A 22,972-nucleotide genomic window follows, 5' to 3' on the forward strand; every position below is an offset into this window, starting at 1 on the left:
GACTTTCCTTCGGCTTTGCCTGATAACTCATTCATTACAATAGGTTAAGGACGGCGAAGCGTTAAATCCGACCTGGAGTAGAAAATGTCTTCTCGTAAAGAGCTTGCCAACGCCATTCGCGCATTAAGTATGGATGCGGTGCAAAAAGCCAAATCCGGCCACCCGGGTGCCCCAATGGGTATGGCCGATATCGCCGAAGTCCTGTGGCGTGACTTCCTGAATCACAACCCTACAAACCCTCTGTGGGCAGACCGCGACCGCTTCGTGCTGTCTAATGGTCACGGCTCTATGCTGATCTACAGCCTGTTGCACCTCAGCGGTTATGACCTGCCAATCGGTGAACTGGCTAACTTCCGTCAGCTGCACTCCAAAACCCCAGGCCACCCTGAATACGGCTATACCGCTGGTGTGGAAACCACCACCGGTCCATTGGGCCAGGGTATTGCGAACGCAGTAGGTATGGCGATTGCTGAACGTACACTGTCAGCGCAGTTCAACCGTCCAGACCATGATGTGGTTGACCATAACACCTACGTGTTCCTGGGTGACGGCTGCATGATGGAAGGTATCTCCCACGAAGTGTGCTCACTGGCGGGAACACTGAAGTTGGGCAAACTGGTGGCGTTCTATGACGACAACGGTATCTCCATTGACGGCCACATCGAAGGCTGGTTCACCGATGATACGGCGAAACGCTTCGAGTCTTACGGCTGGCACGTTGTGCGTGGTGTCGATGGCCACGACGCTGACGCCATCAAGAAAGCGGTTGAAGAAGCGAAAGCGGTTAGCGATAAGCCTTCACTGCTGATGTGCAAAACGGTCATCGGTTTCGGTTCACCGAACAAAGCCGGTACGCATGATTCCCACGGCGCACCGCTGGGTGATGATGAAATTGCACTGACCCGTAAGCAGTTGGGCTGGAACCATGCGCCGTTTGAAATTCCTTCAGACATCTATGCGCAGTGGGATGCCAAAGAAGCTGGTCAGGCAAAAGAAGCGGCATGGAATGAGAAGTTTGCTGCCTATGCAAAAGCCTTCCCTGAACTGGCGGAAGAGTTCAAACGCCGTGTGAACAACGAGCTGCCAGCGAACTGGGCAACCGAGTCGCAGAAATTCGTTGAAGAGCTGCAGGCTAACCCGTCTAAAATCGCCAGCCGTAAAGCGTCACAGAATGCCATCGAAGCCTTTGGTAAACTGCTGCCGGAATACCTGGGCGGCTCCGCTGACCTGGCACCAAGCAACCTGACAATGTGGTCTGGTTCTAAGCCAATCAACGAAGATGCAGCGGGTAACTACATCCATTACGGTGTGCGCGAATTCGGTATGACCGCGATTGCCAATGGTATCACCCTGCACGGTGGTTTCCTGCCGTACACGGCAACCTTCCTGATGTTCGTTGAATATGCCCGTAATGCGGCGCGTATGGCGGCACTGATGAAGATTCGCCAGGTGATGGTCTACACCCATGACTCTATCGGTCTGGGCGAAGATGGCCCGACTCACCAGCCGGTTGAGCAGATCGCCAGCCTGCGTGTTACACCGAACATGAGCCTGTGGCGTCCGTGTGACCAGGTTGAATCAGCGATCGCATGGAAATATGCGATTGAGCGTAACGATGGCCCGACGGCCCTGATCCTGTCACGTCAGAATCTGGCACAGCAGGACCGTACTGCGGAACAGCTGGCAAACGTAGCACGCGGTGCTTACGTGCTGAAGGACTGCGCAGGTACACCTGAAGTTATCCTGATTGCAACCGGTTCAGAAGTTGAGCTGGCAGTAGGCGCGTATGACAAGCTGACGGCTGAAGGCCGCAAGGTGCGCGTTGTGTCTATGCCGTCTACCGATGCTTTCGACAAGCAGGATGCTGCCTACCGTGAAGCCGTGCTGCCGAAAGCAGTCAGCGCCCGCGTGGCGATTGAAGCTGGTATCGCAGATTACTGGTTCAAATACGTTGGTCTGAACGGCGCTATCGTCGGTATGACCAGCTTCGGTGAGTCAGCGCCCGCTGAGAAGCTGTTCGAACTGTTTGGCTTCACCGTGGATAACGTTGTCGCTAAAGCAAAAGGCCTGCTGTAATAAGGTAGCGGGTGAGGCATGACTCACCGCTATGAGGGCCGGGCGTGCCCGGCCCCTACGCAGTTTACCTTGAGGGTCGGGTATGCCTCATCCTTACACAGTTCTCCGTAGGGGGCGGGCATGCCCGGCCCCTACGCAGTTTACCTTGAGGGTCGGGTATGCCTCATCCTTATACAGTTCCCCGTAGGGGTCGGGCATGCCCGACCCTTCTTTATCCCGCCAGAAAAAATTCCAAATTTGTGACGTAGATCGAAAGTTACGCTCCACAATTGATCCGAATCATTCCTATTATTCCTTACTTCTATTATTCTAGCTGAAGCGTTTCAGTACTATGTCGCACAAGGATCACCATTCAGACTGAGCCTTGTTATGATGCAAGAATATCCTGTACAAATCGCGGTGGCTGGCTCAGGCTAATCCTCCGATTTCATCGTGAATTCTGAAGCAGGAGTGATATGACGGTTCGCATTGCCATTAACGGATTTGGTCGTATAGGGCGCAACGTGTTGCGTGCACTGTATGAAACCGGCCGCCGTGCTGAGATTACGGTGGTTGCCATCAATGAGCTGGCAGAGGCCGCCGGAATGGCGCATCTGTTAAAGTATGACACCAGCCATGGGCGCTTCGCCTGGGATGTGCGTCAGGAGCGCGAACTGCTCTCCGTTGGCGATGACACGATCCGTTTGCTGCACCATACTGATATTGCGGCGCTGCCGTGGCGCGATCTGAATGTGGATATCGTGCTGGACTGTACCGGGGTTTATGGCAGTCGTGCAGATGGCGAAGCCCATTTGCAGGCGGGGGCCAAAAAGGTCCTGTTCTCACACCCTGGTGGTAACGATCTTGATGCCACAGTGGTCTTTGGCGTGAATGAAAAAGATCTGCTGCCTGAGCATTTGCTGGTGTCGAACGCCTCCTGCACCACGAATTGCATCATCCCTATTATCAAGCTGTTGGATGATGCGTGGGGTATTGAGTCGGGTACGGTGACAACCATCCATTCTGCCATGCATGACCAGCAGGTGATTGATGCTTATCACCCGGATTTACGCCGTACACGTGCGGCCAGTCAGTCGATTATTCCTGTCGACACTCGCCTGGCTGCCGGGATTACGCGTTTCTTCCCAAAATTTAACGATCGTTTTGAAGCGATTGCTGTGCGTGTTCCCACCATCAACGTGACGGCCATTGACCTCAGCGTCAGTGTGCGGGATCCCGTCAGCGCCTGCGAGGTTAACGCCCTGCTGCAAAGTGCGTCAGAAGGGGCATTTAGTGGTATAGTTGACTACACGGAATTGCCGTTAGTCTCCATTGATTTTAACCATGATCCGCACAGTGCTATTGTCGACGGCACCCAAACGCGGGTCAGTGGTCAGCACCTTATCAAGACGTTAGTCTGGTGCGATAACGAATGGGGCTTCGCTAATCGTATGATCGATACGACGTTAGCGATGGCCGCCAGCGGTTTCAGGTAAGGCGCGTACAGCGTCTGTAAAACTTTGAGAATCAACGAGAGGGTTCACCATGTCTGTAATTAAGATGACCGATCTGGATCTGGCTGGTAAACGTGTTCTGATCCGTGCGGATCTGAACGTGCCAGTAAAAGAAGGGAAAGTGACGTCTGATGCACGTATTCGCGCTTCTCTGCCGACCATTGAGGCGGCACTGAAGCAAGGCGCAAAAGTGATGGTCACCTCGCACTTGGGTCGCCCGACCGAAGGTGAATACAACGAAGAGTTTTCTCTGCTGCCGGTAGTGAACTACCTGAAAGACAAGTTGGGTGCAGATAACGTTTCCCTGGCAAAAGATTACCTGGACGGTGTTGAACTGACCGCGGGTAAACTGGTTGTTCTGGAAAACGTGCGCTTTAACAAAGGCGAGAAAAAAGACGACGAAACCCTCTCTAAAAAATATGCTGCCCTGTGCGACATCTTCGTGATGGATGCTTTCGGTACTGCTCACCGTGCTCAGGCGTCTACCCATGGCGTGGGCAAATTTGCACCAATCGCCTGTGCGGGTCCGCTGCTGTCAGGTGAACTGGAAGCGCTGGGCAAAGCCCTGAAAACCCCGGCACGCCCAATGGTTGCCGTGGTTGGTGGTTCTAAAGTGTCTACCAAATTCGATGTGCTTAACTCGCTGGTGAACATTGCAGACACCGTGATTGTGGGTGGGGGTATCGCGAACACCTTCGTGGCTATCGACAACAACGTGGGTAAATCTCTGTACGAACCTGATTTCGTGGCTGCCGCTAAGAAACTGCGCGACGAATACAAAATTCCGGTGCCAACTGACTCTCGCGTAGGCACGGAATTCTCTGAAACTGCACCTTCTACCGTGAAGAAAGTGTCTGAAGTTCAGGACAACGAAGAGATCATGGACTTTGGTGACGAAACCGCACTGGCAATGGCTAAGTTGTTGAAAGAAGCCAAAACTATTCTGTGGAACGGCCCGGTAGGCGTGTTCGAATTCCCGAACTTCCGCAAAGGCACCGAAATTATCGCGAACGCGATTGCAGACAGTGACGCATTCTCCATTGCCGGCGGCGGTGATACGCTGGCCGCTATCGACCTGTTTGGTATCGAAGATAAAATCTCTTATATCTCTACCGGTGGCGGTGCATTCCTTGAGTTCGTGGAAGGCAAAACCTTACCTGCGGTTGCCATGCTTGAAGAGCGTGCAAAGCAGAAGTAATTAAACCTCAGAGCGGGGTATAAGTACCCCGCATGAGAACTGAATCCTTTAATACGACCGAAGAAACAGGACAAGCTAACATGTCTAAAATTTTTGATTTCGTAAAACCAGGCGTTGTCACCGGTGACGACGTGCAGAAGATCTTCCAGGTAGCGAAAGAGAACAAATTCGCTCTGCCAGCAGTTAACTGCGTGGGCACTGACTCCATCAACGCCGTTCTGGAAACCGCAGCGAAAGTTAAAGCGCCGGTTATCATTCAGTTCTCCAACGGTGGTGCAGGTTTCATCGCGGGTAAAGGCCTGAAATCTGACAAGCCACAGGCTGCGGCTATTTTTGGTGCCATCTCTGGCGCACATCACGTTCACCTGATGGCTGAACACTATGGCGTGCCTGTTATTCTGCACACTGACCACTGCGCTAAGAAACTGCTGCCGTGGATCGACGGTCTGCTGGATGCGGGTGAAGAGCACTTCGCTAAAACCGGTAAGCCACTGTTCTCTTCTCACATGATCGACCTGTCTGAAGAGTCTCTGGAAGAGAACATCGAGATTTCCAGCAAATACCTGGCGCGCATGGCGAAAATCGACATGACCCTGGAAATTGAACTGGGCTGCACCGGTGGCGAAGAAGACGGCGTGGACAACAGTCACATGGACGCTTCTGCTCTGTACACTCAGCCAGAAGACGTGGATTACGCTTACACCAAGCTGAACGCTATCAGCCCGCGTTTCACTATCGCTGCTTCATTCGGTAACGTGCACGGCGTGTACAAGCCAGGCAACGTGAAACTGACCCCGACCATCCTGCGTGATTCTCAGAAATACGTCAGCGAAAAACACGGCCTGCCAGTGAACTCACTGGACTTCGTGTTCCACGGTGGTTCCGGTTCATCAGCGGCTGAGATCGAAGAATCTATCGGTTACGGCGTGATCAAAATGAACATTGATACCGATACCCAGTGGGCAACATGGGACGGTATCCTGCAGTACTACAAAAAGAACGAAGGCTATCTGCAGGCGCAGTTGGGTAACCCGGAAGGCGCTGATAAGCCGAACAAGAAATACTACGACCCACGTGTATGGCTGCGCTCTTCACAGGCTTCCATGATCGTGCGCCTGGAGCAGGCATTCAAAGAGCTGAACGCAGTCGACGTACTGTAAGTTCCCGCTCTGTTTAAAAAAGGCCCTGAGGGGCCTTTTTTTATGCATTCAGTTCTGAATTGCCAAGTAATTTCGCCGCTTATTTGGCACAACCCCCTTTTCTTGTTTACCCTTAACCCCATCGGCTGCTGGTTAAACGGCAGATATTCGAATGCCCATTTTGGGCCTGAAAAAGGACAGGGGAATGGATGATTTAAATGTGGTAAACGGCATCAATAATGCGGGTGGCTGGCTGGTGCGTAACCAGGCGCTGTTGTTGAGCTATGCGGTCAATATCGTTGCGGCCATTGCGATTATCATTATCGGTATGATTGCTGCCCGATTTATTTCCGGGACGGTGAATAAGCTGCTGGTAGCACGAAAAATTGACCCTACCGTCGCTGACTTCCTGTCCGGGTTAGTGCGCTACGGCATCATTGCCTTTACGCTGATTGCAGCGATGGGACGAGTAGGCGTGCAGACAGCCTCGGTGATTGCTGCACTGGCAGCCGCAGGCTTTGCGTTTGCACTGGCTCTGCAAGGTTCGCTCTCGAACCTGGCCGCGGGTGTACTGCTGGTCACCTTCCGTCCGTTCCGCGCGGGAGAGTTTGTTGATCTGGGCGGTGTGATGGGAACAGTGCTTAATGTACAGATCTTCTCGACCACATTACGCAGTGCTGACGGTAAAATTGTTGTGGTGCCAAACGGCAAAATCATTGCGGGGAATATCATTAACTTCTCCCGCGAGCCAGAACGCCGCAATGAATTTATTATTGGCGTCGCCTACGATGCTGATATCGATGAAGTGCTGACACTGCTGCGCGGCGTGGTGGATGCCGAGCCTCGCGTTCTGCAGGAGCGCGGTGTGCAGATTGGCCTGAACGAGCTGGCCGCCTCTTCGGTTAATGTGGTGATTCGCTGCTGGAGCAAAGCGGGTGACTTACAGGATGTCTACTGGGACCTGATGAGAAACTTCAAACGTACGCTGGATGCCAACAACATCGGTATTCCTTACCCGCAGATGGATGTTCATCTGCACCAGGTCAAAGCGCCAGAAGCAGAAGTGGCGAAAGCGGAATAATCCTGTCAGGGCCGGCCATTTTCCGGTCGGCCCTTATCTTACTTTGCCCCTCTCAGTATTAGCCTTTCTTATTAACCATTAAATCTTTCAATTTCCCCTAATGATATTGCAGCTATACACTTGCCGAAAATCTTGACTGGTGAGGCGATTGTGATGTTATCCGTTTATTTTCAGGGGGTTGCTATGGGCGCAGCGCTTATTCTTCCGCTTGGCCCGCAGAATGCCTTTGTGATGAATCAGGGCGTGCGCCGCCAGTATCATCTGATGACCGCTGCACTCTGTACGCTGAGTGATATTGTGCTGATCTGTGGCGGAATATTTGGTGGTAGCGCATTGCTTAACCAATCCGAGCTGCTACTCAATCTGGTAACGTGGGGCGGAGTGGCTTTCCTGCTGTGGTATGGCTGGGGCTCGCTGAGAACAGCGTTCAGTGGCGATATCAACCTGGCGTCTGCCGCTGTTTTAAAGCAGGGACGCTGGCGCATTGTCGCGACCATGATGGCGGTGACCTGGCTCAATCCGCACGTCTACCTGGATACCTTTGTGGTGTTGGGCAGTCTGGGCGGGCAGCTACCGGATGAAGCGCGCCGCTGGTTTGCTTTAGGCTCCGCCAGCGCCTCAGTACTGTGGTTCTTCGGCCTCGCGCTGCTAGCCGCCTGGCTGGCACCGCTGCTGAACACCACGCGTGCCCAGCGCATTATCAATCTGCTTGTGGGGTTGGTGATGTGGTCAATTGCGCTGAAACTGGCGCTACAGGCGCTCGGGATAGCGTAGCGGGAACTCACTATCAGAATCGATGTCATAGTGTGATGCGCTAATGTGCCCTAAAATATGTTGTACCGCCGCATTTTGACGGAATAATTCGCTATCGACTGACCGATGGCGCTATCGATAAGATAATGACAGACCCCATGGAGGAAGCAGTGAAGCTAACGAAACTGGCCCTGGCCGCAATGATTGGATTGGGTACTTTACCCTTAGCAGTGCAGGCTGATGAATTACCCAATGGCCCGCACGTGGTGACCTCCGGGCAGTCGAGCGTTGATGCCACGCCGGATATCGCAACACTGGCTATCGAGGTGAGTGTTTCTGCTAAAGATGCCGGTGAAGCGAAAAAACAGGCAGACAGTCGTGTTCAGCAATATTTTGATTTTCTGAATAAAAACAGCATAGAGAAGAAAGATATCAACGCTGCCAACCTGCGTACTCAACCGGAATATGACTATCTGAAAGACGGTAAATCGGTGCTGAAAGGCTACCGTGCTGTGCGTCAGGTTCAGGTCACGCTGCGTCAGCTGGATAAGTTGAATGAACTGCTCGATGGCGCACTGAAGTCAGGCCTGAACGAAATTCGTTCGGTTGAACTGGGTGTGGCAAACCCTGAAGAGTACAAAGCGAAAGCGCGCAAAGCTGCTATTGATGATGCAACAAAGCAGGCGGGCGATCTGGCACAGGGCTTCGGTACGAAGCTGGGCCCGGTTTACAGCATTCGTTATCACGTGGCTAACTATCAGCCAATGCCGATGGCACGGATGTACAAAGCCGCTGATGCTGCGCCAATGACCTCTGCCGCCCAGACCTATGAGCAGCAGAGTATCCATTTCGACGACCAGGTTGACGTGGTATTTGAATTGCAGCGTAACCCTTAATCCAGGCAGTCTGACCGCAACAGAAGGCCAGCCTCTACGCAGAATGTCGTAGGGGCTGGCCTTTTTTCTGGCCGCCCCCTGGCCGGGTTATTCTGTATCCTGGCGCAGCACACGATGACCATGCGCCAGCAGGGCATCGGTCACCTTGCGCATCAGGCGGCTTTCTGGGGCAAAGCGGTGCCAGTAAAGCATCCGGCGCTGTAACAGACCCGGCGTTAAATCAATCAATTCCCCTTCCGCCAGTTCGCGCTCAATCTGCAAATGCGGGATCATACAGCAGGTGGTTCCCTGACGGGCCAGCTGCACAAAAGCTTCTGACGAGTTGACGATATGGCAGGGCACGCTGCCCGGTGACAGATCAAAGTTTTGCTGTAAAAACGCCTGATGCATATCATCCAGATGGTCAAACGCCACGGCGGGTGCTTTCAGCAGCGCAGAGCGCGTCACGCCATTTGGGAAGTAGCGGGCAGCAAACTCTTTTGAACCGACAAACAGATAGTCGAGCGCACCGAGCTGATCGACCAGACAGCTCGGCAACGGCTGTGGCTGGATACTGACGGCACCGACCACTTCACCACGACGCAAGCGTTCTTGGGTGCGGGTTTCATCTTCCACCTGAAGATTCAAGCGTACTGGCGAATCAGTCAGCACGGTTTTCAGCGCGGGCAGCAGCCAGGTCGCGAGACTGTCGGCGTTCACCGCCAGCGACAGCAGTAACGGCGTGGTGCCGCTATTATCGTCACCCAACCACTCTTCTTCCAGCAGTTCTACCTGGTGCAATAACGCCAGCAGTTTCTGGCCCTGTTCCGTTGGGCGCGGCGGTACGGTTCGCACCAGCAAAGGCTGGCCAAACATATTCTCAAGCTGCTTAATGCGCTGTGAGACCGCAGACTGGGTAATACAGAGCTTTTGCGCGGCACGTTCAAAGCCGCGCTCGCGAATCACTGCATCCAGCGCCTGAAGCGTTCGATAATCCGGGCGTTTCATTAATCGTTCTACTCTCTTTCAGGTGTGGTTGTGCACTATGCCATAGATTGGGGGTATAGCTTACGCCACTTTACGAATCAACCACTTTGTGGGGTGTGTTCCAATCCTGTGAATCAAACGCCGTGGAAGGCGGTGATTTTGCCCAGCCTTGCTTTATACTACGCGCACACAGTGGCTCACAGGTTTTAAACATACCATGACACAAGACGAACTGAAAAAAGCTGTCGGCTGGGCAGCTCTGGATTACGTCACTCCGGGCACTATCGTTGGCGTTGGCACCGGGTCGACTGCTGCCCATTTCATTGATGCACTGGCGTCGATTAAACATCAGATTGAAGGAGCGGTCTCCAGCTCAGAAGCTTCCACGGCCAAACTGAAAGGCTACGGCATCCATGTCTTCGATCTTAACGAGATCGATCAGCTGGCGGTCTATGTTGACGGTGCCGATGAGATTAACGGGCAGATGCAGATGATCAAGGGCGGCGGCGCAGCGCTGACGCGCGAGAAAATTATTGCAGCCGTTGCCGACCGCTTTATCTGTATTGCGGATGCATCCAAGCAGGTCGATGTGCTGGGGCGTTTCCCTCTGCCGGTAGAAGTTATCCCGATGGCGCGCTCGTACGTTGCTCGCGAACTGGTGAAGCTCGGTGGTCAGCCGGAGTACCGCCAGAACGTGGTGACCGACAATGGAAACATTATTCTTGATGTTCATAATCTCAAAATCATTGACCCCATTCGGCTGGAAGCAGCAATTAACGCGCTGCCAGGCGTAGTCACTGTGGGTCTGTTTGGTGCCCGTGGTGCCGATGTGGCGCTGATCGGTACAGCCAACGGCGTGCAAACTATTCAGAAATGATCTCTCTGGCACCCGCGGGTGCCGGTTATTTTTATGCGAAAAACATCTTTTCTTTTGCAGGCGAAATTTAGTGACTTATGTCACATAGTTGCTGCCTGAGGCGCGATCCTCCTGAAGGTTCACGTTGCACCATGATTTTCTGCCGCAATGTTCTGTGAGTCGGGGGCGCCATGCTGGAGGCCAGGCAATCGTTTGTATTGCCGCCAGCGTAGATTTTGTTATTTTGACAGAAGGCTATCTTATATCCCCGCGTTTTTCCCATTGCAGCCGACAGCGATTATGTTGGTCAACGAGAACAATGACAGGGATTAAGCCACATCTGAAGTCTGCTAAATAGGGTCGGGAAATGGCAAAAGTATCACTGGAGAAAGACAAAATTAAATTCCTGCTGGTGGAAGGCGTTCACCAGAGTGCAGTTGATAATCTGCGCTCTGCTGGCTACACCAACATTGAATTTCACAAGGGCGCATTGGATAGCGAAACACTGAAAGAATCCATCCGTGATGCGCACTTCATCGGGCTGCGTTCGCGCACCAACCTTACCGAAGAGATCTTTGCTGCGGCAGAAAAACTGGTTGCCGTTGGCTGTTTCTGCATCGGGACAAACCAGGTTGATCTGAATGCGGCAGCGAAGCGTGGTATTCCGGTGTTTAACGCACCTTTCTCCAATACCCGATCCGTAGCTGAACTGGTGATCGGTGAGCTGTTGCTGATGCTGCGCGGTGTTCCGGCGGCCAATGCGAAAGCACACCGTGGCGAGTGGCATAAACTGGCTGTGGGTTCCTATGAAGCACGCGGCAAAAAGCTGGGCATCATTGGTTACGGTCATATCGGTATGCAGCTGGGTGTGCTCGCCGAGAGCCTGGGTATGCATGTGTTCTTTTACGATATTGAGAGCAAACTGCCGCTGGGTAATGCCACGCAGGTACAGCATCTCTCTGACCTGCTGAATATGAGCGATGTTGTGAGCCTGCACGTGCCTGAAACGCAGTCCACCCAGAATATGATGGGCCCGGAAGAGTTGGCGCTGATGAAGCCCGGTGCACTGCTGATTAACGCCTCGCGCGGAACCGTGGTGGATATTCCTGCGCTGTGCCACGTGCTGGCCACTAAGCACCTGGCGGGCGCGGCGATTGACGTTTTCCCGGAAGAACCTGCGACCAACAGCGATCCGTTCAATTCACCGCTGTGTGAGTTCGACAACGTGATCCTGACACCCCATATCGGTGGGTCGACCCAGGAAGCTCAGGAGAACATCGGTATTGAAGTCGCGGGTAAACTGGCCAAGTACTCTGACAATGGCTCTACACTGTCGGCGGTTAACTTCCCGGAAGCCTCGCTGCCAATGCACGGTGCGAATGCCAGCCGTCTGATGCACATCCATGAGAACCGTCCAGGTGTACTGACGGCGATCAACCTGATCTTTGCTGACCAGGGTATCAACATCTCCGCTCAGTATCTGCAAACGACACCGCAGATGGGTTACGTGGTCATCGACGTTGATGCACCGCAAGATGTGGCTGATAGAGCACTGCAGCTGATGAAGGCAATTCCTGGTACCGTTCGCGCACGTCTGCTTTATTAATTATCCGCGTAGGGGTCAGGCATGCCTGACCCAGGGCGAGGCATGCCTCGCCCCTACGGCGATCCCCCCTCACCATTGCCAGATTTTTGAAGGCGTAATCAACGCAGGTAAGGGAATATCCCATTGCTCTACCGGCAAGGTGTCCACCTGCTGACAATCATGCGCCAGCCCTATCGGCATAAAGCCGTGCTGCTGCCAGTTCTGTAGCGTCCTGTCGTAAAATCCGCCTCCCATCCCCAAACGTTGTCCTCCGGCATCAAACGCCACCAGTGGCACGATCAGCACATCCAGCTCGCTTAACGGCAACAGATTGCGGATATCCAGCGGCGGTTCAGGAATACGCAGGCGGTTTATCTTCAGTTCAGTCTTCTCATCGTAACGCAGAAACAGTAACTGACCCGTCGAGAAAGGATGAAGCACGGGCAGGTAAACCTGCTGCTTTCGCTGCCACAGTTTGGCGATTAATGGTCGGGTATTGATCTCGCCATCGACGGAAAGAAACAGTGCGATATGCTGCGCCTGCTGTATCGGGGCAAAATTCAGGGCATGGTCTGCCGCCTGCACTGCGGCAAGTTGCTGCTGTTCATCGCTGATTTCACGACGCAAATTGCGTACGTGCTTACGGATATCCTGACGAAGCATCAATGTGGGGTTCATTACGTGGCTGACTCCATGAAATCGTACAGAAGCGTGCCGGATAGCTTAGAGAAAAATGAAATCGATCGGGAGGGGAGAACAAAAAAGGGAGGTTCTCCGAGATGCCGCCGCAGGCTGTAACCCTTGAACCCATGGTTCAAGGTGAGTATGCCGTCGTAACCATCAGGCTTCTCGGACGGACCGAGCTTGCGCACAGGTTACAGAGCGTCACACTCTGTTTGGTATTAATTATCGGCTCAGGGGACGGGCCCGCTTGCAAACATCTCAGAGAATTTTTTACTTCACCGTCACTCTATCACAGGTAACGCTAAAGTGTTATTCGAACTTCGCACCGGTACGTTCAGTTATGCGACCTTGCTCAAGCAATGCTTGTTCAATGGTCTGTTGTAGCATCCGAATTCGTTGTTCCATGTTCGACGCATAGTCACGGGTTTTGACTTTTTCCTGCGCGAGTTCATGGCAAATGTTCAGTGCTGCAATGAATACCAGTTGCTCTGTATTTGTGACTCTAGTGCGAACTTTTAAGTCTTGCAACCGTTGATTGAGGTCTTCGGCAGCCAGATTCAGCGCATCTTGCTGTTCGGGCGGACAATTTACTCTTAATGAACGGCCAAAAATTTGAATATCTACCGGTTGTGCAGACATGCCACCATCCTGACTGATTACTGCGCCCGCAATCACCCTTACCGCTCAAGGGCTTGGGAGGGGCGCCACTATAACTACCCCTAATATAAGAAACAACCCCTTTCTGGAATCGTTGAGGCACCTGGTGGTAGCATATCACGAACTTATCCAGCCAACGACGATCAAAACTCATGTCACTAACCAACATAATGCCGGGCTACAACACGCTGGCCTCAGTACTGACGCAGCAGGGCGTAGGAATGACCCCTGCAGAAATGCATGGCCTGATCAGTGGATTGATCTGTGGCGGCAGCCATGACAGCAACTGGCAAACGCTGGTGCACGACCTGACAAACGAAGGCATGGCGTTCTCACAAACCCTGGCGCAGCCTTTGCAGGAGATGCACGAAGCGATCGGCAACTCACTGGAAGATGAAGGCTTCCTGTTCCAGCTTTATCTGCCTGAAGATGACGACATCACTGTATTCGACCGTGCTGATGCACTGGCCGGCTGGGTGAACCATTTCCTGCTGGGTCTGGGAGTGGCGCAGCCAAAAATTGGTCAGGTCAAAGGGGAAACCGGTGAAGCCATCGACGATCTGCGTACTATCGCACAGCTCGGTTATGATGAAGATGAAGATCAGGAAGAGCTCGAACAGTCGCTGGAAGAGGTGATCGAGTATGTGCGCGTCGCCGCACTGCTGTGTCACGATACCTTTACCCGCGCGATACCGACCAATGTCGTGATGAAAAAGCCAACGCTGCACTAGGGCTGGGCCATCCCGGCCGCCAGTGGTGATTTAACGGAACAGCATTCAGGAGGTCAAATGACCCAGCAAGAGTTTTTGCGCCGCCGTCAGGCGCTGTTAGCGAAGATGGCTCCGGCCAGCGCGGCGGTGATCTTTGCCGCACCGGAAGCAACGCGCAGTAACGACAGCGAGTATCCCTACCGACAGAACAGTGATTTTTGGTACTTCACCGGGTTTAACGAGCCGGAAGCCGCGCTGCTGCTGATTAAAAGCGCTGACAATCATAATCACAGCGTCCTGTTCAACCGCGTACGGGATCTGACGGCAGAAATCTGGTTTGGTCGTCGTCTGGGTCAGGATGCTGCACCTGCGACCCTGGCCGTTGACCGTGCTCTGCCGTGGGATGACATTGGCGATCAGCTGCATCTGCTGCTGAACGGCCTGGATGTGGTTTACCATGCTCAGGGCCAGTATGACTTTGCTGACGCCGTTGTTTTCAAAGCACTGGAGACACTGCGCCGTGGCTCACGACAGAACCTCTCTGCGCCCGCGACGCTGACCGACTGGCGCCCATGGGTGCATGAGCTGCGTCTGATTAAATCACCTGAAGAGCAGGCGGTGCTGCGTGAAGCCGGGCGCATCAGCGCACTGGCCCACACGCGCGCAATGCAAACGTCGCGCCCCGGGATGTATGAATACCAGTTGGAAGGGGAAATTCATCACGAATTTAACCGCCACGGTGCCCGCTTCCCGTCCTACAACACCATCGTTGGCGCGGGCGATAACGGCTGTATTCTGCACTACACCGAAAACGAAAGTCAGATGCGCGAGGGGCAGCTGGTGCTGATCGACGCCGGGTGCGAACTCCAGGGGTATGCGGGCGATATCACCCGAACCTTCCCGGTGGGGGGCAAATTTACCGCACCGCAGCGCGCCATCTACGACATCGTACTGGCGGCGCTTTACCGCTCGCTTGAGCTGTATCGTCCCGGCACCAGCATTCGTGACGTGACGGCGGCGGCGGTTGGCGTCATGGTCAGCGGTCTGGTGAAGCTGGGCATTTTGCATGGCGATGTCGACACGCTGATTGCTGAAAATGCCCACCGTCAGTTCTTTATGCACGGCCTGAGCCACTGGCTGGGGCTGGACGTGCATGATGTGGGTGACTACGGTGTGGACCGGGACCGTATTCTGGAAGTGGGCATGGTGCTGACTATCGAACCGGGTTTATACATTGCGCCAGATGCCGATGTACCCGCCGAGTACCGTGGTATTGGGATTCGCATTGAAGATGACATCATTATCACCGCCGAAGGTAACGAAAACCTGACAGATACGGTGGTGAAAGATGCCGATGAGATTGAAGCATTGATGGCGGCAGCGAAGCGTTCATGAGCATAATTATCGCAGGAGGAGGGATGGCTGGCGCTACGCTGGCACTGGCGATCTCACACCTGACGCAAGGAAAACTGGCGGTAACGCTGGTCGAGGGGACGGAGCCTGCCAGCCGGGCCCATCCCGGCTTTGACGGACGGGCGATTGCTCTGGCCGAAGGCACCTGTCAGCAACTGGCCGCTATCGGCCTCTGGCCGGTGCTGGCATCGGCTGCGACCGCGATCACCGATGTGCATGTCAGCGATCGCGGGCATGCCAGTTTTGTCTCGCTGGCGGCGGCTGACTACGATGTGTCGGCGCTGGGCCAGGTGGTTGAGCTGCATGAAGTTGGGCAGCGACTGTTCGCCCGTCTGAAAAAAGCATCCGGCATCACCCTGCGCTGCCCGGACAAAGTCGCCGGGGTGGAACGCACTCAGGAGAGCGTCAGCGTGTTACTGGAGAGCGGTGAGCGGTTGACGGGCGATCTGCTGGTGGCGGCCGATGGTTCTCGTTCACGTGTGGCTGCTGCCTGCGGTTTACAGTGGCAAAGTGCGGATTACCAGCAGGTGGCCGTCATCGCTAACGTCTCGACCCAATTACCGCATCAGGGGCAGGCGTTTGAGCGCTTTACTGAACATGGGCCGCTGGCACTGCTGCCGATGTCCGGGGGGCGTAGCTCACTGGTCTGGTGCCATCCGCTGGCGCAGAAAGCGGCGGTCGATAGCTGGAGCGATGCGCGCTTCCTCGCAGAATTACAAAAAGCCTTTGGCTGGCGGCTGGGGCGCATCACCCAGGTGGGGCAGCGCGACAGTTATCCGCTGCAACTGCAAACCGCTGCGCAGCATATTTCCCATCGACTGGCGCTGGTCGGTAATGCGGCACAAACGCTGCATCCGATTGCCGGTCAGGGGTTTAACCTCGGTATCCGTGATGTCATGTCGCTGGCGGAAACGCTGGCGGCCGCATGGCGTGCCGGGCAAGGGGTGGGGGCGTATGCCACGCTGAACCACTATCAGCAACGACGCCAGCCGGACGCGCAGGCCACGATTGGCATCACCGACGGGCTGGTCCGACTGTTTGCAAACCGATATACGCCGCTGGTTGCAGGGCGCAACCTGGGGCTGATGGCGATGGACCATCTGCCGCCATTACGTAATTTGCTGGCCGAGCGCACGTTGGGCTGGGTTAAGCGTTGAGGAGAAAGCAGTCATGCAAACCTATGATGTGATCATCGCCGGTGGCGGAATGGTTGGGCTGGCCGTGGCCTGTGGCCTACAGGGCAGCGGATTGCGCGTTGCGGTACTGGAGCGCGAAATACCGCAGGCGCTGGATAATGCCGCCCCTCCTGCGTTACGCGTTTCTGCAATTAATGCGGCCAGCGAACGCCTGTTGCAGCATCTTGGCGTCTGGGATGCGATCCTCAGTTCCGGTGCCAGTGCCTATCACGGCATGGAAGTGTGGGACCGTGACAGTTTTGGTCATATTGCTTTTGATGATGAGCAGCAGGGATTAGCGCACCTCGGGCATATTATTGAAAACCGGGTCATTCACCAGGCGTTGTGGCAACGGGCAGAAAGCCTCAGCGATATCACGCTGGTGGCCCCAGCGGAGCTTCAGCAGGTAGCATTTGGTGATAATGAAGCCTTTGTCACGTTGCAGGATGGCAGCATGATGACCGCCCGGCTGCTGGTGGCCGCAGACGGTGCCAACTCCTGGCTGCGCAACAAAGCCGATATTCCGTTGACCTTCTGGGATTATCAGCACCATGCGCTGGTCGCCAATATCCGCACGGCGCAGCCCCATGAGTCGGTAGCCCGTCAGGTGTTTCACGGTGACGGTATTCTGGCCTTCTTACCACTGCGCGATCCGCACCTCTGTTCGATTGTCTGGTCGCTGTCGCCGCAGGAGGCTTCGCGCTTACAGGCGATGCCGGAAGCGGTGTTCAACCAGCAGCTATCGGTGGCGTTCGATATGAAGCTTGGCTTGTGTACGCTTTCAAGTGAACGTCAAACCTTCCCGCTGATGGGGCGCTATGCGCGTAATTTTGCGGCACATCGTCTGGCACTGGTAGGCGATGCGGCACATACCATTCACCCGCTGGCCGGGCAGGGCGTTAACCTTGGCTTTATGGATGCCGCCGCGCTAATCGGTGAGGTTAAGCGCCTGCAACAGCAGGGCAAAGACATTGGACAGCACCTTTATCTGCGCCGCTATGAGCGCACTCGCAAGCACAGTGCCGCTGTGATGCTGGCCAGTATGCAGGGGTTCCGCGAGTTGTTTGACGGCAACAACCCGGCGAAGAAACTGTTGCGTGATGTGGGTCTTGCCCTGGCAGATAACCTGCCAGGCGTGAAGCCGCGTCTGTTGAAACAGGCGATGGGCCTGCACGACCTTCCTGAGTGGCTGCGTTGAGCTGAATGAAAGAGTAGGGGAGCTGAGGCTCCCCTTTTTTACGCCTGTTATTCCGTCATTCTCCTGCTGCGCAATCAGAGGGCAAGGGTTGCCCCTTTTTTGCACATCGTTTGAAAAATTCTAATTTCACCTGTCACTTCGCATTACTTTTAATAATGTCAGCGCTATTCTGCGCAAGTCATTTTTTAGGCCAGGAATGCCATCACTATGTCTTTTAACTGTCCTGTTCCCCATTAATTGCCATCTTTGTGTGTGATAACGCATTTTTCCAGCGGAAAAAACCAGAAAATGGGTTCTGCTCCTTTTTGGCTCAGAGCGAATTCGACCTCGTTTATCTTATGGTTAATTGACAACTTCAGTGGTAAGTTCGTAGCGAAGGTAACGATTGCGTTGGCCGCAGCAGGCGGTAAAAAACACTCGTCAGCAACCGGATGGCACAGGAAAACTATGACTCAGCAAACCCCGACTCAGCAGACCCCGTTATTCGAACAACACCATTTAAGTGGTGCCCGCATGGTCGATTTTCATGGCTGGATGATGCCGCTTCACTACGGCTCTCAGATGGATGAACATCACGCGGTACGTACTGATGCCGGGATGTTTGACGTTTCCCATATGACCATCGTCGATCTGCGTGGTGCGCGCACCCGCGAGTTTCTACGCTATCTGCTGGCCAACGATGTCGCCCGGCTGACTCAGCCCGGCAAAGCCCTCTACACCGCCATGCTCAATGCATCCGCTGGCGTAATAGACGATCTGATTGTTTACTTTATGAGCGAAGACTTTTTCCGACTGGTGGTTAACTCCGCCACACGTGAAAAAGATCTGGCGTGGATCGGCGAGCATGCAGCGGCCTTCGGTGTCCTGCTGACAGAGCGTGATGACCTCTCGCTGATTGCCGTACAGGGGCCTCATGCTCAGCAAAAAGCACAAACCTTATTCAATGAAGAACAGCGTGCGGCAGTCAGCGGCATGAAGCCGTTCTTCGGCGTTCAGTCCGGCGAACTGTTTATTGCCACGACCGGGTACACCGGGGAGTCTGGCTATGAAATTGCCCTGCCCAATGAGCAGGCGGTCGGCTTCTGGCAACAACTGCTGGCTGCGGGGGTGAAACCTGCGGGGCTGGGCGCGCGCGATACCCTGCGTCTTGAAGCCGGAATGAATCTCTACGGCCAGGAAATGGACGAAGGGGTTTCTCCGCTGGCCGCCAATATGGGCTGGACCATTAGCTGGGAACCCACCGACCGCCAGTTTATTGGCCGCGAAGCGCTGGAATTTCAGCGCGAGAAGGGAACGGAACAGTTGGTGGGTCTGATCATGACGGAGAAAGGTGTGCTGCGTAACGCATTGCCAGTGCATTTTACCGATGCCGATGGCAACCTGCGTGAAGGGATTATTACCAGCGGCTCATTTTCCCCAACGCTGGGTTGTAGCATCGCCCTGGCGCGTGTCCCTGCGGGCATTGGTGAACATGCCGTGGTGCAAATTCGCAACCGCGAAATGCCGGTGCGCGTCACTAAACCTGTTTTTGTTCGTGCCGGTAAACCGGTGACAAAATAGTGATTCCACGCAGCAGAACTTCTGCGGCGTATAAAGATAAGACGATTTTTGGAGAGCATGTTGATGAGCAATGTACCAGCAGAACTGAAATACCGTGACAGCCATGAATGGGTGCGTAAAGAGGCCGATGGCACTTATACCGTTGGGATTACCGAACACGCGCAGGAACTGTTAGGTGACATGGTGTTTGTTGACCTGCCGGATGTGGGCAACACCTACAGCCAGGGCGAAGACTGTGCGGTGGCAGAGTCAGTCAAGGCAGCCTCAGATATTTATGCACCGTTAAGTGGTGAAATCGTGGAAGTGAACAGCGGTCTGGATTCAGAGCCGGAACTGGTCAACAGCTCCCCGTACACCGATGGCTGGTTGTTCCGCATCAAAGCGGTTGATGATACCGAGTTTGAGACGTTGTTAGATGCGGCCGCCTATCAGGGACTGATTGAATAAGCGATCCGCTGGATAGCTATCTTACTTGCCATTTCGGGATTGGGCAGTGCTCTGAATCCTCACGTACTTTGTGTACGCTCCGGTTCTTGCGCGCTGTCCGCACCCGAACTGACTGCGCCGATAACGCTATGTCATATTGCTTTGTTAGCGAGTTGGCCATTTTTACCTACCACTTATGCCCGATGCAGGATTGACCGATCATGACCCAGAAACTCAGCCAGCTTGAACATCACGGTGCATTTATCGAGCGCCATATTGGACCTTCGCAGGAACAGCAGGACGCCATGCTTCATGCTATTGGCGCGGCCTCACTGACCGATCTGATAACCTCGATTGTGCCCGCCGACATCCAGCTTCCCAGCCCGCCCGCGGTGGGTGATGCGCTGACGGAGCATCTGGCGCTGGCCGAGTTGAAAGCGATTGCAGCGCAGAACCAACGCTATAAATCTTATATCGGCATGGGTTATACCCCCGTGCTGACACCACCGGTGATCCTGCGCAATATGCTGGAAAATCCGGGCTGGTACACCGCTTACACCCCTTATCAACCGGAAGTGTCGCAGGGGCGACTGGAAGCGCTGCTGAACTTCCAGCAACTGACGCTGGATCTCACCGGGCTGGATATTGCTTCCGCCTCCCTGCTTGACGAAGCCACCGCCGCAGCTGAAGCGATGGCGATGGCGAAGCGCGTCAGCAAACTGAAACATGCCAACCGTTTCTTTGTCGCGGACGATATTCATCCTCAGACGCTGGATGTGGTGCGTACCCGTGCGGAAACCTTCGGGTTTGACGTGCTGGTGGACAAAGCGGAAAAAGTGCTGGAGCTGGACGATGTCTTTGGTGTGCTGCTGCAGCAGGTGGGGACTGGCGGGGAAGTGCATGATTATGCTGACCTGATTACCGAGCTGAAAAGCCGCAAAGTGGTCGTGAGCGTGGCGGCCGACATGATGACGCTGGTGCTGTTACAGGCACCGGGTAAACAGGGCGCAGATATTGTCTTTGGTTCTGCCCAGCGTTTTGGCGTGCCAATGGGTTACGGCGGCCCACATGCTGCCTTCTTTGCTGCGCGTGACGAGCATAAACGCTCGATGCCAGGACGCATTATCGGCGTATCCCGTGATGCCGCCGGTAATACCGCACTGCGTATGGCGATGCAGACCCGCGAACAGCATATCCGCCGCGAGAAAGCCAACTCCAACATCTGTACCTCGCAGGTACTGCTGGCCAATATTGCCAGCCTGTATGCGGTTTTCCACGGTCCCGTTGGCCTGAAGCGGATTGCCAGTCGCATCCACCGCCTGACCGATATCCTCGCGCAGGGCTTGCAGCAGCGCGGTCTGAAACTGCGCCATGCAACCTGGTTCGATACCCTGACGGTCGAAGTCAGCGATAAAGCGGCGGTGCTGGATCGCGCGCTGAGCTTTGGCATGAATCTGCGCAGCGACATTTTGAATGCCGTGGGCATCACGCTGGATGAAACCACCACCCGTGAAGATGTGACCGCACTGTTCTCTGTGCTGCTGGGCAATGAGCACGGGCTGGATATCGATGCACTGGATACCGACGCGCAGGCGATCCCGGCGGCGATGACCCGTCAGGAAGCGATCCTGACCCACCCGGTATTTAACCGTCATCACAGCGAAACCGAGATGATGCGTTACATGCATAGCCTGGAGCGTAAAGATCTGGCACTGAACCAGGCGATGATCCCGCTTGGCTCCTGCACCATGAAGTTGAACGCGGCGGCGGAGATGATCCCCATCACCTGGCCCGAATTTGCCGAACTGCACCCGTTCTGCCCGGCCGAACAGGCAGGCGGCTACCTGCAAATGATCGGTCAGCTTTCCCGCTGGCTGGTTCAGCTGACGGGTTACGATGCACTCTGTATGCAGCCGAATTCGGGTGCGCAGGGGGAGTACGCCGGTCTGCTGGCGATCCGCCGTTACCACGAAAGTCGCAACGAAGCGGGGCGTAATATCTGCCTGATCCCAAGCTCAGCACACGGTACCAACCCAGCTTCTGCACAGATGGCGGGCATGGAAGTGGTCGTGGTGGCCTGTGATAAGCAGGGCAATATCGATCTTCACGATCTGCGTTTGAAAGCCGAACAGGCGGGCGACGCGCTCTCCTGCATTATGGTGACCTACCCGTCGACCCACGGTGTTTATGAAGAGACGATCCGTGAGGTCTGTCAGATCGTTCATCAGTTTGGTGGCCAGGTCTATCTCGATGGTGCCAATATGAATGCCCAGGTGGGGATCACCACGCCGGGCTATATCGGCGCAGATGTGTCGCATCTGAACCTGCACAAAACCTTCTGCATTCCGCACGGCGGCGGCGGGCCAGGTATGGGACCGATTGGCGTCAAGGCGCACCTGGCACCGTTTGTTCCGGGCCACAGTGTGGTACAGATTGAAGGCATGCTGACCGGACAGGGCGCGGTTTCTGCTGCACCGTTTGGCAGCGCCTCCATCCTGCCTATCAGCTGGATGTATATCCGCATGATGGGTGCGGAAGGGCTGAAGCAGGCGAGTTCCGTGGCGATCCTCAATGCCAACTACATTGCTCACCGTCTGCAATCGGCTTATCCAATCCTCTACGCCGGACGTGACGGCCGCGTGGCGCACGAATGCATTCTGGATATCCGCCCGCTGAAAGAGCAGACCGGCATCAGCGAGTTGGATATCGCTAAACGCCTGATCGACTACGGTTTCCATGCGCCGACCATGTCATTCCCGGTGGCCGGTACGCTGATGGTGGAACCGACTGAGTCAGAGAGCAAAACCGAACTGGACCGCTTTATCGATGCCATGCTGGCGATCCGCAGTGAAATTGACCGTGTCGTCGAGGGTGAATGGCCGCTGGAAGATAACCCACTGGTGAATGCACCGCATACCCAGATGGAAATTGTCGGCGAGTGGGGCCATCCTTATACGCGTGAACTGGCGGTATTCCCGGCCGGGAGCGCGAATAAATACTGGCCAACAGTGAAACGTCTGGATGATGTTTACGGTGACCGTAATCTGTTCTGTTCCTGTGTACCGATGAGCGAATACGAATAACCGCATCGTGATCAGCGGCGGAT

Annotated in this window: 19 protein-coding genes and 1 other RNA gene; 16 read left to right on the top strand and 4 right to left on the bottom strand. The window is 54.8% G+C overall.

Annotation, left to right across the window (positions count from 1 at the left end; all coding sequences use genetic code 11):
• The first annotated feature begins 84 nt into the window (after positions 1-84).
• The 7 genes from tkt to FVB43_RS11345 all read left to right on the top strand — a co-directional run bounded on the left by tkt (position 85) and on the right by FVB43_RS11345 (position 8,636).
• Positions 85-2,076 (top strand): transketolase, encoded by a 1,992-nt coding sequence (gene tkt, locus FVB43_RS11315; RefSeq protein WP_167864028.1) that lies wholly within the window; start codon positions 85-87, stop codon positions 2,074-2,076.
• A gap of 455 nt (positions 2,077-2,531) precedes the next feature.
• Positions 2,532-3,551: an erythrose-4-phosphate dehydrogenase gene (gene epd / locus FVB43_RS11320; protein ID WP_159337591.1), complete on the top strand. Its 1,020-nt coding sequence runs from the start codon at positions 2,532-2,534 to the stop codon at positions 3,549-3,551.
• Between the two features lie 49 nt (positions 3,552-3,600).
• A complete protein-coding gene (pgk, locus tag FVB43_RS11325; RefSeq protein WP_133846174.1) occupies positions 3,601-4,767 on the top strand; it encodes a phosphoglycerate kinase in 1,167 nt (388 codons plus the stop codon).
• Between the two features lie 80 nt (positions 4,768-4,847).
• Positions 4,848-5,927, top strand: a complete 1,080-nt coding sequence (fbaA, locus tag FVB43_RS11330; protein WP_133846175.1) for a class II fructose-bisphosphate aldolase — start codon at positions 4,848-4,850, stop codon at positions 5,925-5,927.
• Between the two features lie 184 nt (positions 5,928-6,111).
• Positions 6,112-6,987, top strand: a complete 876-nt coding sequence (gene mscS / locus FVB43_RS11335; RefSeq protein ID WP_133846176.1) for a small-conductance mechanosensitive channel MscS — start codon at positions 6,112-6,114, stop codon at positions 6,985-6,987.
• 153 nt (positions 6,988-7,140) lie between these two features.
• On the top strand, positions 7,141-7,761 hold the full coding sequence (gene argO / locus FVB43_RS11340) for an arginine exporter ArgO (protein ID WP_167864029.1): 621 nt from the start codon (positions 7,141-7,143) through the stop codon (positions 7,759-7,761).
• A 149-nt stretch (positions 7,762-7,910) separates the two neighbouring features.
• A complete protein-coding gene (locus FVB43_RS11345; protein ID WP_171148819.1) occupies positions 7,911-8,636 on the top strand; it encodes an oxidative stress defense protein in 726 nt (241 codons plus the stop codon).
• An 87-nt stretch (positions 8,637-8,723) separates the two neighbouring features.
• On the opposite strand, the gene FVB43_RS11350 is transcribed toward FVB43_RS11345, so the two are convergent.
• Complete coding sequence (locus FVB43_RS11350; RefSeq protein WP_133846178.1) at positions 8,724-9,623, bottom strand: LysR family transcriptional regulator ArgP; 900 nt, start codon at positions 9,621-9,623, stop codon at positions 8,724-8,726.
• A gap of 196 nt (positions 9,624-9,819) precedes the next feature.
• On the opposite strand from FVB43_RS11350, the gene rpiA reads away from it, so the two are divergent.
• Both rpiA and serA read left to right on the top strand, forming a co-directional pair.
• The gene (gene rpiA, locus FVB43_RS11355; RefSeq protein WP_159337592.1) at positions 9,820-10,479 is read left to right on the top strand and encodes a ribose-5-phosphate isomerase RpiA; all 660 of its coding nucleotides are present in this window, start codon (positions 9,820-9,822) and stop codon (positions 10,477-10,479) included.
• A 346-nt stretch (positions 10,480-10,825) separates the two neighbouring features.
• Positions 10,826-12,064: a phosphoglycerate dehydrogenase gene (serA, locus tag FVB43_RS11360; protein WP_133846180.1), complete on the top strand. Its 1,239-nt coding sequence runs from the start codon at positions 10,826-10,828 to the stop codon at positions 12,062-12,064.
• 69 nt (positions 12,065-12,133) lie between these two features.
• Here the strand turns inward: serA and FVB43_RS11365 are convergent, their stop codons facing one another.
• From FVB43_RS11365 to zapA, 3 genes are all read right to left on the bottom strand, one after another.
• Positions 12,134-12,721: a 5-formyltetrahydrofolate cyclo-ligase gene (locus FVB43_RS11365; RefSeq protein ID WP_133846323.1), complete on the bottom strand. Its 588-nt coding sequence runs from the start codon at positions 12,719-12,721 to the stop codon at positions 12,134-12,136.
• Positions 12,722-12,810: 89 nt separating this feature from the next.
• Positions 12,811-12,995, bottom strand: a non-coding RNA gene (ssrS, locus tag FVB43_RS11370) — 6S RNA.
• A gap of 41 nt (positions 12,996-13,036) precedes the next feature.
• Positions 13,037-13,366 (bottom strand): cell division protein ZapA, encoded by a 330-nt coding sequence (zapA, locus tag FVB43_RS11375; protein ID WP_062744299.1) that lies wholly within the window; start codon positions 13,364-13,366, stop codon positions 13,037-13,039.
• Positions 13,367-13,536: 170 nt separating this feature from the next.
• On the opposite strand from zapA, the gene FVB43_RS11380 reads away from it, so the two are divergent.
• From FVB43_RS11380 to gcvP, 7 genes are all read left to right on the top strand, one after another.
• Entirely contained in the window at positions 13,537-14,115 is a 579-nt protein-coding gene (locus FVB43_RS11380; RefSeq protein WP_133846181.1) for a YecA/YgfB family protein, read from the top strand.
• 57 nt (positions 14,116-14,172) lie between these two features.
• Positions 14,173-15,489, top strand: a complete 1,317-nt coding sequence (gene pepP / locus FVB43_RS11385; protein WP_159337594.1) for a Xaa-Pro aminopeptidase — start codon at positions 14,173-14,175, stop codon at positions 15,487-15,489.
• On the top strand, positions 15,486-16,664 hold the full coding sequence (gene ubiH, locus FVB43_RS11390) for a 2-octaprenyl-6-methoxyphenyl hydroxylase (RefSeq protein WP_167864030.1): 1,179 nt from the start codon (positions 15,486-15,488) through the stop codon (positions 16,662-16,664). Before pepP ends, ubiH begins: the two co-directional genes overlap by 4 nt.
• 13 nt (positions 16,665-16,677) lie before the next feature.
• Positions 16,678-17,880, top strand: coding sequence for an FAD-dependent 2-octaprenylphenol hydroxylase (ubiI, locus tag FVB43_RS11395; RefSeq protein ID WP_159337597.1), 1,203 nt, complete (start codon positions 16,678-16,680; stop codon positions 17,878-17,880).
• Positions 17,881-18,327: 447 nt separating this feature from the next.
• Positions 18,328-19,440 (top strand): glycine cleavage system aminomethyltransferase GcvT, encoded by a 1,113-nt coding sequence (gene gcvT / locus FVB43_RS11400; RefSeq protein ID WP_167864031.1) that lies wholly within the window; start codon positions 18,328-18,330, stop codon positions 19,438-19,440.
• Between the two features lie 63 nt (positions 19,441-19,503).
• Positions 19,504-19,887: a glycine cleavage system protein GcvH gene (gene gcvH / locus FVB43_RS11405; protein ID WP_133846186.1), complete on the top strand. Its 384-nt coding sequence runs from the start codon at positions 19,504-19,506 to the stop codon at positions 19,885-19,887.
• 200 nt (positions 19,888-20,087) lie between these two features.
• Complete coding sequence (gcvP, locus tag FVB43_RS11410) at positions 20,088-22,949, top strand: aminomethyl-transferring glycine dehydrogenase (protein WP_167864032.1); 2,862 nt, start codon at positions 20,088-20,090, stop codon at positions 22,947-22,949.
• Positions 22,950-22,972: the final 23 nt, after the last annotated feature.

Origin of the sequence: Erwinia rhapontici (assembly GCF_012271765.1) — a bacterium.
Classification (GTDB): domain Bacteria; phylum Pseudomonadota; class Gammaproteobacteria; order Enterobacterales; family Enterobacteriaceae; genus Erwinia; species Erwinia rhapontici.